Annotated in this window: 10 protein-coding genes; 2 read left to right on the top strand and 8 right to left on the bottom strand. The window is 39.4% G+C overall.

The annotated features are described in order from the left end of the window. Positions 1-16: 16 nt before the first annotated feature. The 8 genes from ACRAD_RS04200 to ACRAD_RS04165 all read right to left on the bottom strand — a co-directional run bounded on the left by ACRAD_RS04200 (position 17) and on the right by ACRAD_RS04165 (position 8012). Entirely contained in the window at positions 17-1438 is a 1422-nt protein-coding gene (locus tag ACRAD_RS04200) for a hypothetical protein (protein WP_005025190.1), read from the bottom strand. Next, the gene (gene tssG / locus ACRAD_RS04195; RefSeq protein ID WP_005025188.1) at positions 1432-2433 is read right to left on the bottom strand and encodes a type VI secretion system baseplate subunit TssG; all 1002 of its coding nucleotides are present in this window, start codon (positions 2431-2433) and stop codon (positions 1432-1434) included. Before tssG ends, ACRAD_RS04200 begins: the two co-directional genes overlap by 7 nt. Further along, positions 2397-4205, bottom strand: a complete 1809-nt coding sequence (gene tssF / locus ACRAD_RS04190) for a type VI secretion system baseplate subunit TssF (protein ID WP_005025186.1) — start codon at positions 4203-4205, stop codon at positions 2397-2399. Before tssF ends, tssG begins: the two co-directional genes overlap by 37 nt. A gap of 12 nt (positions 4206-4217) precedes the next feature. Further along, positions 4218-4694, bottom strand: a complete 477-nt coding sequence (gene tssE, locus ACRAD_RS04185) for a type VI secretion system baseplate subunit TssE (RefSeq protein WP_005025183.1) — start codon at positions 4692-4694, stop codon at positions 4218-4220. 79 nt (positions 4695-4773) lie between these two features. After that, the gene (locus ACRAD_RS04180; RefSeq protein ID WP_005015188.1) at positions 4774-5277 is read right to left on the bottom strand and encodes an Hcp family type VI secretion system effector; all 504 of its coding nucleotides are present in this window, start codon (positions 5275-5277) and stop codon (positions 4774-4776) included. Between the two features lie 50 nt (positions 5278-5327). Beyond that, positions 5328-6809 (bottom strand): type VI secretion system contractile sheath large subunit, encoded by a 1482-nt coding sequence (gene tssC, locus ACRAD_RS04175; RefSeq protein ID WP_005015197.1) that lies wholly within the window; start codon positions 6807-6809, stop codon positions 5328-5330. Then, the gene (gene tssB / locus ACRAD_RS04170; protein WP_005025179.1) at positions 6802-7305 is read right to left on the bottom strand and encodes a type VI secretion system contractile sheath small subunit; all 504 of its coding nucleotides are present in this window, start codon (positions 7303-7305) and stop codon (positions 6802-6804) included. Before tssB ends, tssC begins: the two co-directional genes overlap by 8 nt. Positions 7306-7325: 20 nt before the next feature. Further along, positions 7326-8012 carry a hypothetical protein gene (locus ACRAD_RS04165; RefSeq protein ID WP_005025177.1) on the bottom strand — a complete coding sequence of 229 codons (687 nt, stop codon included), beginning with the start codon at positions 8010-8012 and terminating at the stop codon, positions 7326-7328. A gap of 380 nt (positions 8013-8392) precedes the next feature. Here ACRAD_RS04165 and tssH point away from each other — a divergent pair, with 380 nt between their 5' ends. Both tssH and tssA read left to right on the top strand, forming a co-directional pair. Then, positions 8393-11080 carry a type VI secretion system ATPase TssH gene (gene tssH, locus ACRAD_RS04160; protein ID WP_005025176.1) on the top strand — a complete coding sequence of 896 codons (2688 nt, stop codon included), beginning with the start codon at positions 8393-8395 and terminating at the stop codon, positions 11078-11080. A gap of 22 nt (positions 11081-11102) precedes the next feature. Further along, on the top strand, positions 11103-12206 hold the full coding sequence (gene tssA, locus ACRAD_RS04155; RefSeq protein WP_005025173.1) for a type VI secretion system protein TssA: 1104 nt from the start codon (positions 11103-11105) through the stop codon (positions 12204-12206). Positions 12207-12216 lie beyond the last annotated feature (10 nt).

Raw genomic sequence — 12216 nt, 5'->3', positions numbered from 1 at the left:
TTCTAAAAATAATTAATCAGCTATCAGTTATTGCTTCCCGAGGTCCTATCTCCTCAGGAATATCTTGGATAATTGCCTGTATATCCTGTCCAAATACCACAGCGACCTGTTCCGGCGGCAGTAACATACCAAGCATCATTCCATAAATTTTTTCCAGATTTTGTGTATGACCTAAACTTGCTCTACAGTATAAATAGTGGTGTGGCTCAATCGGACTCTGCTCAAAATATTGCTCTATTCTCTTTAATGTCTTGATCTGTGTAATATCATCAAGTACCACCACAAAAGGTTCTTCATTTTTATACTGTGGTAGTTCATCAATATTCAGTTCTTTCAGAATATGTCTGACCTGATTCTGGTTTATAGCCAGCACTAACCTTTTTAAAGGTAAGAGCTGTTCAAAATTGACCTTTGTAGATGCTATACAACAGCTGCTCGAAAATTCTGCTGGCAGATAATGGTCAGAGATCCAGATGCGCTCATCAATTATCTCCTGATCAATTTCAGAATCAGCACTAATGATCAGAGAAATTTCCTGGGTCTGATCCTGCTGCTGTTTCAATAAAATTAAAAAATCATGTACTACTGTTTCTGCGCCAAGAAAATGATATGCCAGATGTATTTTTTGCGGAATAATGCCAAGGTTACTGAAAAACTCCTGTAACCGGTTTTGGTGAGCCGTTTCATTCCAGACGTGCTGTAAATCTTCAGATAAAAGAATATGCAGATTAAGACGATCGAGTCTTTCCACCTGTTTAAGTTCTGGTACAGCAACTTCATCTGGATCATATTCTGCGCCTGGGTCTATCCAAGCAGGATGCATACGGTAGTCATGAATTTGTTGAGTTTCATAGAACAGACTGGAGTATTTTAGATGTTCAGCAACCTGACGAAGTACCTCAACATTTTTTTCAAGCTGATGCTCTACTAAAGCCATAATACGTTGTTGGCGTACCGAAAATGTGGTAAGCCCATCTGCATCTTGCTCCGGTCCAAGTTCTTCATCCAGCTTTTCAATACGGTAAGAGAGAATTGGCAGCCCATTGCTATTTTGTAATTTCAGGTCCAGTTCAGGACTTGTATATTCTTTTAACTGCTCAAGAATGGCTCCATCTTCACCTAAAGCACTGTAAACATGCGCAGCATAAATGTTCAGCTTTAGCCACTCAATCTGTTGCGTCACCTGAGTACTTGGTGCTTCTTGTGCTTTCTGTTGTGCCAATTCAGCCTGATTTTTTTTACTCTGATAGGCCTGATAAGCTAGATAAATCAACCATGGCGAGAGTAAAAGACATGTTATAGCAAGAGGTAAGAGCCCGAAATAGATCAGGAAATCCTGACGTTCTGGTTCATATTGAACATCTCTCCAGTACAGAATGATCAAACTACTTAGCGTTAAAAATACACCAATAAAAGTCGCCAGGATTTTTTTCAACATGAAACCGCTCCTATCAGACTATAGCAGGTTTCATAGTTATGCTGGGGTTGCTCCGGTGGCATCAGAAAACTACCTTGTCCCAGACCAGCAGACTGTTGATGCTCCAGATGCGTGGCCTCAATTTCACTCCGGTCCAAGATTAATCGCACATCAATAAATAATGTTGGACTACACCAAGACTGCACCAGACGTTTAAGTTTTATGTAAAGCGGCTGCTGTGGTAAAAATTCCAGATACTGTGCCCGTTTCATAGGGCCTATCTGTATTTCAATTTTTCCATCAACCTGCTGAACGGTATCGCCACAAAATGTATTTAGTCCCAAAAGGCTGGGTTTGTGACTATTGAGACGGGTTTTTTGTTCATCGGCTAATTTAAAGGTTTCCCTGATGAATTCCCGTATATGTATGTTCTGCTTAAAGATACAGCTCAGCATGGTTTTCAGCGCATGAGGAGTATTATTCTGTCCCTGCATCAGGCCCGCGAATTCCGCAAAATACTCGTCCAGCTCAGTTTGCTGATGCTGGGTACGAATATAACCATTTAATGCATGCAAGATATCCAGATAGCGGTTTTCCTGTTCAACTTCATAACGTATAGGTAAATTATAGCTAATACTCGAATCTACGTACTGTGCGGCCAGTTTATGATTAAATAAGCCCAAAAACTCTTTCACTTCCAGGCGTTGCTGCCGGGTACCCTGTTTAACCTTACAGGTATAAGCATAAGGTAAAGCACCCTGAACACCAGTAAGTCCTACTACCAGATTAGTCAAATGCAGGTGCTGCTCTTTAAATTCCAATTGCTCCACTTCTGATGCAGGGAAACTTAGATTAAAAGCAGGTTCAAACTTAAAAGTATCTGCCCACGCAGAATTGCCGCGTAAATACGGAACATGTCTCAACAGACGTGTTGTCTGAATAAACTCAAAAGTACCTGCTTTATTAAATAACTGGTCAATTACAGAAGAGTTTTGCCACCAACGTTCTGCACGCATTGGTATAACTCCTGCTGACTTAAACTGTCTGTGATTACCACATCAACGAAGCTGTTGATCTGGACCTTCAAATTAAAGATATGACTAAGTAAATAACTGAATATATATAAACTATGGCCCCTGAAGACACTGCTATTTATACTTAACTCTGCTTTAACACCCCGAATAAACATGGGAAAAGGTTTTGCATCAACCAGTTTATGGGTTAATGAAAACTCTAATTGATCAATTGCATTAATAATTAAGTGATTTTCTTTAGAAGACGGCAGATTATATAATGCAAGCAATTCCTTAACATGGCTTAGGCTGTCGCCTTTCATTAAAGCTAGCGTATTCAGTGAAAGATGAGAAATAATACGCCACTGTTCAGTTTTATTCTGATCAAAACTATAAGGTACCGTTGGACGTTTAAGTATTAATGCCCGGCGTGCCAGACTGCTATCATTCAGATTTAAAATATTATTAGACTGGCTTAATGCCTCATGAGCTAAATCACGGTTCGAACATAATAAACGGATACTGATAAAATCAGATTTAATCTCAAGGGGTTTTAAATGTTTAGAGATGATTGAGTAGCGCATCTCGACAAAATTGGTTTGTATTGGCTGATAATCCAGCGCATAAAAAAACTGTACCTGTTCATTTTTATAGTGGCTGATAGCAAAAAATGGTAAAACACTAGTATAGACCTGCTCCTGATTGGTTTTCTCACGCACCATATTCATTTCAAGAATTGAATATACTTGATAAGATTCAGGATGATGTGTATCCGTAATTAATGGATAATATAGCTGGGTATGAGTGATTTTCTGTGGTTCAGCTTGCTTTTCAAACAGGTTGATGGCTGGTGAAGTAAACAGCTTAAAATTTGCAACATTCAGTTCAGAATAATTACGAATCATTGATTGGTCATTCAGATTCAGCTTAAAATAAATTAGAACCTCAAAACTCTCATACTGCTGAATACGGCCTTTTAAAATACCAAGATCAAGATTTAAATAATTAAATTTTTCGGGAAAACAAAAATATTCCATCAGTAGACGATAGGCATGATGGGTATGCTGATCTACTGGTAACAGGCATTCTTCTTCTGCAAAACCTATGATACTAAAAGGGTTATCTATTTTTAAGATCTGTTGACCAATTCGCAAGGCAAATCCAGTCTCAGGCCTAAAAATACTGTCTAAAACCTGTAAAGGGAAATTTGAGATTGCATCCAGGTAGATAGATAATCTTTCCTGTATCAGAACAGCTTGTGCATTATTAAAAATGTCAAATTTTAAGCTCAAGCTTGCATTCTGGCTTAAATGTATATGTGCACTTGGTGATGTTTTAAATTCAAGTTGACTTAAGGCAACAGGAAGCAATATTACCTGTTGACTGGTATTAAACTCACACTGTACCCCTCTAAAACTGCGCGACTTCAGGGTTGTCTTTTTAGGAATAATATGTCGGCCAGTCAACTGTCTGATTTTATTTTCGTCTTCAAAACTTACTATCGTACAGGCTGGAAAATGCCGCAAATACTGCGGAAACATTACTTCAAATAATGCCCGAGTAAATACGTCATAACTATCTTCAAGCTTTTTATCAATCCGAGCTGCAATTAAAGAAAAAGCCTGAATTAACCGTTCAATATGCGGATCATCAATCTGTTCTTGATTTAATGATAAACGCTGGGCAATTTTAGGATACTTCTGTGCAAACTCTCGTGATTGCTGACTGAATTCTTGTAATTGCTTTTCATAATACGGTAAGAGTTGTTCTATCACAGGAGGCCCACATTAAGTTCTTGCAGAGATAACGTATTGTTGTGTTGTTGGTTTTAATAAAGCATCAAAAAGTACAGGTTCATATAGAGGATAAATATTTAAATAAGCCTGAATGCTCAAGCAAAGTGACCCCATATTATGCCCATCAAGTAACATTTCTACTTTGACCTGCTTAAGACGTGGCTCATGTGCTTCAATAGACTGCTCGATAGAATGACAAATTGTCTCCCGATCCAGTGGATTAGCTGTAGAAAGTCCCACAAAGTCAATAATCCCAAACTGTAAAACAGATTTACGGGCCAGTGGATAAGCTGCCATCTCTTGATCAAATTTTGCCACACGGCTGTTTAATAAATCTTCTAGATCATGAGCAACAGATTCCCGTAACTGCTGGATTGAAAGTCCCTGTAAATAGCGGTCTTGCTCTGGAATCAGGCGATCAAACAATGTCGAACGGAATCCATAAGGGTATAAATGGTCTAGATTCATTTTTTAGTTATAAATAAAAGCTTAATAGAAATAGAGGTTAACCAGGTGTTAACCTCTATTCAGGGTAATCACTTGACTATTATGCAGCGTAAGATGCTGTATTATTAGAAAGTGACCATTTCTTAGTAACTGCGCCTTTTGCTGTACCATTAATATCCTGTTGGTTATAAGTCCACTCAACAGCGGCATATTTCAGACCAAACGCTTCTGTTGGCACACCCTCTTCATTTACAGTGGGTGTTACGCTTGAAACAAGTACATGCTTTAACTTGATTTGCAGATATTTAATACGTTTATCGCCATTGGCCCGATAAAAGTCAATCTGTACTTCATCAAAGGTATAGCCCGCAGAACATGCTTCCCATAATTTAGGGCTGGTTGCATCCAGATCTTTTACAAATATCATGTCTGAATGCTCAACACGTTCAGCCGTATGCCCCCCTACACTACTTGAAGTTGCAGATTTAGGCTGACGAATATTATGAGACCAAGAGTTAACCTCAAGCCATCCCTTATGCTCACTGTCACGTGACTCACCATCTACTTTATATTTACCTCTAAATTCGATATAAATATCTTTCATTTAATAAACTTCCTCTTTTAATTTAAAGTTATTATGTGGTTAGGTTCTTTTTAGTTGGAAGACTGGGGTAATTCAGTCACGAGTCGCAAAGAAACAGACAACTCATCCAGCTGGAAATGCGGTCTTAAAAAGACCACCGACTTGTAGTGTCCCGGTTGCGCCGGATCTTCTACAACTTTTACTGATGCTTCACGAAGCGGATACTGTGCCTTGGCTTCTTGTGATGCACCATCATCAAGTAATACGTACTGCGATAGCCATTCATTTAGAAATGCCTCTACATTACCTGCTGAAGCAAAGCTGCCGACCTTGTCACGCATCATTGCTTTTAGATAGTGAGCAATACGTGATACGGCCATGATGTATTGGATCTGGCTAGACAGTGCAGAATTTGCATTAGCTGTATCGTTGTCATATTTTTTTGGTTTCTGAGCTGACTGGGCACCAAAGAAAGCTGCATAATCTGTATTTTTGCAGTGAACCAGCGGGATAAAACCAAGGTCGCTTAACTCTTTTTCACGTCGGTCAGTAATGGCTATTTCTGTTGGGCACTTGAGTAACACTTCGCCATCTGGGGTCTTAAAAGTGTGCACAGGCAGTCCTTCTACCAGGCCACCGCCTTCTACACCGCGAATTGCTGCACACCAGCCATATAAATCAAAAGCATTTGTCAGACGCGTACCGAATGCATAGGCTGCATTCATCCATAAATATTCGTCATGATGCTGACCAGATACTTCCTCAGCGAAATTAAAACCCTCTGTTGCAGTACCCTCTTTAGGATGATAAGGCAAACGTCCCAATACGCGTGGCATAGTTAGAGCAACATAGCGCGCATCTTCACTATCCCGAAAGGAACGCCATTGTACATATTCAGCAGTTTCAAAAATTTTGGAGACATCTCTTGGACGGTCAATATCAGTAAATGACTCAAGACCCAGAATACTTGGACTGGCTGCGGAAATAAAAGGTGCATGTGCTGCAGCAGCGATATGAGAGATCTGCTCAAGCAGATACATGTCTGAAGGAGTACGGTCAAATTCAAAATCACCGATCAGGGCTGCATATGGAGCACCACCGAAGGAGCCATATTCCTCTTCATAAATCTTTTTAAACAATGTGCTCTGGTCAAAATCAGTTGCACCCTGAAAATCTTTTACCAGTTCCTTCTTAGTAGTATTCAGCATCCGGATTTTGATCATCGGATTAGAAGGTGTTTCTTGGCAAAAATAATATAACCCGCGCCAAGTCGACTCGATCTTCTGAAATTGTTCATTGTGCATGATCTGGCTAAGCTGGCCGGAAATCAGTGCATCAATTTCTGCAATACGCTTGTCAATTGAAAGCGTCATATTTTCAGATACTGTAATGGTTCCTGCCATTACTTCTTTTGCCAGCTCGCCAATCAGGCTTTTAGCACGGTCATGTTCTTCTTCATTTCGCGCAATGCGGCTTTGTTCAACAATAGAGTCCAGCAGATTGACCGGTTCATTTTCCAGAGCAAATGCAGTAGCTGCCTGAGTATTATTCATGTTCAGCCTCCGCGCTCAGTTTACGTATCTGGTCAGTACTTTTAAGTACTTCATCCAGTAAGTCTTCAAGCTTTTCACTATTGGATATCTTGTTACGCAAATCTGTCAAACGTTCACGCGCTTCCACAAGTTTGCGCAAAGGTCCTACCTGCTGAGCCACCTGCTCCGGCCGAAAATCCTTCATAGACTTAAATATCAATTCTACAGACATGCGGCCGCCCTCCTCAGTCAGAGTGTTATTTACCTGAAAAGCAGCACGTGGAGCAAGTGACTCCATGACTTCATCAATGTTATCCAGATCAACATTAATGAATTTCTTATCTTTTAATTTAGTCTTTTCCAGTTCAGAAGCAGCAGAAAAATCCCCTACTACTCCAACTACAAAAGGTAATTCTTTGGCTTCTTTACCATCACCAATTTCAACGTCGTAAGTGAGCTGAACACGTGGTGGACGAATCCGCTGAAGCTTTTTCTGTACGCTTTCTCTTTTCGCCATAATGTTGTATTCCGAATAATTTATTTAAGTGATTCAAATGGATTCGTGCCAGTTTTACTTATACTTGCTGAATTTGGCTGTTTAGTTGCTGTACTTTGGCGGGCTTTCACCGGCGCTGTACGAATGTTGCTATTACGGGAAGGCTTTGCTGTGGTGGTACGTTTGGTTGACTTTACTACTGAACGCGCTTCGCGAGTTTTTATCGTCTCATCAGTAATAGCTTTGGTATTTATCGTCTCAGGTACGGGCATAGCCATACGGATCGTATCACTTAACTCTTTGGCAGGTGGGTAAGTCAAGTCATTACTCAAGAACCGCATTTCATTAGTACGCATATCCTGTAAGGCCTGTTTGGCAATTCCTATTCCTGCAAGAAAGGTAACATCTGTTAAACCTGCACCTCGAACATTTTGCTGTTTGAGTTGTTGTGCAAGCGCTAGTGCATTTACGGGCTGATTCAACTCGTACATACGCAAGGCAGCCTGAACAAGCAGGTCATTTTTACGCGCAGCATTATTTTTATCACAAACTTGTTGATAAATTGATAATAACTCAGGATCTGTTTGCCCTGCAGCCAGTGGATTCTGCTTAACACATTTGCTTTTTAATTTGATGGAGTTCACATTATCTGCTGCATAAGCCAGATTAATTCCACTTGGTAAATTTATACCTGTAAATAGGAGCGCTATTAAAATACCTTTCTTCAAAACATGCCTCATTTTTTATTTAAGTTTTTAATTGATAGGCTAAAAATTATTTTTAAAAAATACTTATCTATCAATCTTTATACATTAACAAAATAGATTTGCCGAATTTAACAAAAAAACTACGATTAATGTCAAGTTGAGTTACGTTTATTAAACAATCTCCATATTTCCTCTAGAAAACTGCCCACAAGCTATTTTATGTAATATACATGTATATTTTTTTACACAAACTTCACATTTTTATTGTAGAATAATAAGAGAATTCAGTCATGGCATACAAGTTATTGAAATATATAATTTTATCCATTTAAAATATTAAAAGAATATCAAATTAATATTATTTTCTAGATTTTGATATTCAAAAAATTTGCGAGTTATAAATGAGTAATTTAAAAATTCTAATTACAAAATTATCTTTTCCTGCCCGTACAGCCTTAGAAAAATCAGCAAATTTTTGTATTAAGTTACAGAACTATGAAATTGAAATTGAACATTTATTTATAGAATTATTAAATCAGGAAGTGCCCAATGATATACAGTTATTATTAGAAAAATATAACATTTCTAATGATAATCTAATCAATGATTTAAAGGAAACTATTTGTTCTTTACCGAAAGGAAATACTCGTACTCCTATTTTTGCCAAGTCAATTATCCGATTATTTGAACAGGCATGGTTAATCGCTTCAGCTGACCAAATTCCAGTTATTCGTAGTGGACACTTACTGGTAGCTCTATTAACGGCGCCTGATCTTTATCAGATTGCAACTCGAGCTTCAAGTCTGTTTGATTTACTGCCAATCGACAGTATGAAACACAAATTTCTGGAAGTATGTACATTAAGTACAGAACATAAAGTTGAGCGGTCTTGCTCTACAGAGCAGAACCATCTCCATACTCAACAAGAGACCATACCCTCTATATCACCTGCTATTAAAACGCCAGCACTCGATCAGTACACTATTAATCTGTCTGTAAAAGCCGAGACCGGTAAAATTGATCCTGTGATTGGGCGTGAACATGAAATCCGTTTAATGCTGGATATCCTATTGCGTCGTCGCCAGAATAATCCCATTCTAACTGGTGAACCGGGAGTTGGAAAAACTGCTGTAGTGGAAGGTCTGGCACTAAAAATTTCTCAAGGACTGGTTCCAGAGGCGCTACGTAATGTACAGCTTCATGTTCTTGATATGGGGTTATTGCAAGCAGGAGCAAGTGTTAAGGGAGAATTTGAAAACCGGTTAAAACAGGTTATTCAGGAAGTACGAGCCTCACCCCATCCTATTATTTTATTTATTGATGAAGCACATACCCTTATCGGTGCAGGTGGCCAAGCTGGGCAAAATGATGCAGCGAACCTCTTAAAACCGGCTTTAGCCCGAGGAGAGTTACGTACAATTGCAGCTACGACCTGGGCCGAATATAAACAGTATTTTGAAAAGGACGCAGCACTAAGCCGCCGTTTTCAGGTCGTAAAGGTAGAAGAGCCCAGTGAAGAAGTAGCAATTGATATGCTGCGCGCCATGATTCCCGTTATGCAGGCTCACTTTAACCTGCAAATTGATGATCAGGCAATTATTACTGCGGTACAGGCATCTCATCGTTATATTAGTGGTCGGCAGCTCCCTGATAAAGCTATTAGTGTGCTAGATACTGCTGCGGCACGGGTGGCTCTTACACATAATGCTCAGCCAGTGAAACTAGATCAGCTAAAGGCTCAACTGCACAATTTGACACTGGAACAACAGATTCTGCAAAATGAACATCGCCAGATCCCTATACACCGTGAACGCCTAGATGAGCTTGAACAGTGTTTGGTAAGACTGCAACAGGAAATTCAGGAGACAGAAGACCAGTGGCAAGCAGAGCTGAAACTGGTCAAAAATATTCAAAGGCTTAAACAACAGGATACTGATGAACAGGCTGCTGTTCAAAATGAGATTACCAGATTACGTGCAGATTTAAACGCATTGCAGGGACAACAGCCTCTGGTCTTTGAACGTGTTAACGCCCAGATAATTAATGAAATTATTTCTGACTGGACCGGTATACCAGTTGGCAATATGATCAATGACGAAATCAAGCAGATTTTGACCTTAGAAAACAAACTTGCGCAGCGTGTTATGGGGCAAAGTTGTGCACTTGAGCAGCTGGTACAAGGAATTAAAACTTCAAAAGCTAAACTTGAAGATCCCAATAAACCTCAGGGTGTATTTCTGCTTATCGGTCCAAGTGGTGTAGGAAAAACTGAAACTGCCTTAGCTCTTGCTCACGAACTCTATGGTGGTGAACAGCATCTAATTACTATTAATATGTCAGAATATCAAGAAGCCCACACCGTCTCTTCTCTCAAAGGTGCTCCTCCGGGATATGTCGGATATGGTCAGGGTGGAGTTCTAACTGAAGCAGTGCGTCGTAATCCTTATAGTGTGATCCTACTTGATGAAATTGAAAAAGCGCATAGTGATGTGCAGGAATTGTTTTATCAGGTCTTCGACAAAGGCACACTAGAAGATGGTGAAGGCCGTGTAATCGATTTTAAAAATACTATTATTTTACTGACTTCAAATATAGGATCTAGTGCCATTATGCAGGCCTGTCTGAGTCAGGAAGTCCAGCAATGGCCAAGTACCGAAGAGCTGGTCGAATATTTAAAACCAAGCCTGTATAAACAGTTTAAGCCTGCATTTATTGGACGTATGCGCATCGTGCCCTATTTCCCACTGCATGATGATTTACTGGTTCAGATCATTGAACACAAGCTGAATAAAGTTACTGCCCGCATCGAGAAACAGTATGCAACTGTGGTGCAATATTCAAATGATCTGATTGAGTTACTGCTTAGCCGGTGCACCGAAGTCGATAGTGGAGCGCGTAATGTAGATAACATTTTGAATTCTAGCATATTACCGGCTCTGGCTACCCATTTATTAATAGCGTTAGCGGAGCATCAACTTCCTAAAAAAATTACAATCGATGTTGAAAATGATGAAATTATTTATCGATTTGATCCGATTGAGAAAGTAAAAAAGAAACGTACAGTAAAGAAAACCAAGATAGAAGCTTAAAAAATTAAGAGTCACGTATTATATGAGTATCAATATCTCAAATTTTCTTGAGCCCATTAGTGAAGATAAATCTTGTGGAGAGGATTTTTCCTTTTCTAATGATTTTCACGAAATCAAGAAGGCAAAAACTCAAGATGACTTTTTGCTGGATCAGGGTGACTGGATTACCGAACGCAAGCAAGCAGACTGGGACTTTGTATCCAATAAATGTAGTGATCTTTTACAAAGCAAAAGTAAGGATATTCGTCTATTAACTTGGATTAATGAAGCTTGGGCGTATCTTTTTGGTTTCGAAGGTATTTCGAAAGGGCTGGAATTAAGCCACCGCATGCTTGAGCAATATTGGCAGTCCATACATCCTGAAATTGAAGATAATGATCTGGACCAGCGTATCGGTTTATTACAGGGTCTTCTTAACCAGTTAATACCTTTAATTAAAAAAGTTCCGCTGGTCAATACTGCACCATTTTACACTCTGCTGGACTATGAAAATTTTTTATATCATCAGAATATTCGTCGCAAGCAGGTAGATGAAGATTACTCTACAGAGCATGCTGCTGAACTGGAACAGTTCGAACAGGCACTTTTTAATACCTCCAAAAGCTTTCAATACCAGAATTATCAGCATTTTAGTGAGATTTTACTGCAATGGAACATAATCAAACAGGTATTAGATAATTTGATGGGGCTAGATGCTCCAAGTTTTGCTGCAATTGACTCAAGTTTGGCTGATATTCATGCAACATTAAGAAAAATCTATAAAGCAGAAGCTTTCGGTAGCATCATGACCCATTCTGTACCAGATACAGTCACTGAATCTGTCCCCTTGACTCCTCATATGATTATATCTGAGGAGCCAGCTGTGTTGCAGAACTCACTGGCCTTTCAGCCTCAGATTCAATCTCACATAGCAAACCGTGAGCAGGCTATGCGGGTTTTACAGGATATTGCTGATTATTTTCAAGCTAATGAACCGCACAGTCCTGTCAGCTATATGCTGCAAAAAACAATTAAATGGAGCCAGATGCCATTACATGAGTGGCTGGCACAAGTGATTAAAGATGACCAGCCGTTACAGATGGTAAAGGACATACTGGGTGTACAACCAAAGAATGAATATGAATAAGATTGGTAAT

This window comes from Acinetobacter radioresistens DSM 6976 = NBRC 102413 = CIP 103788 (assembly GCF_006757745.1).
GTDB classification, from domain to species: domain Bacteria; phylum Pseudomonadota; class Gammaproteobacteria; order Pseudomonadales; family Moraxellaceae; genus Acinetobacter; species Acinetobacter radioresistens.
This window is presented reverse-complemented; position numbering and strand designations above follow the sequence as displayed.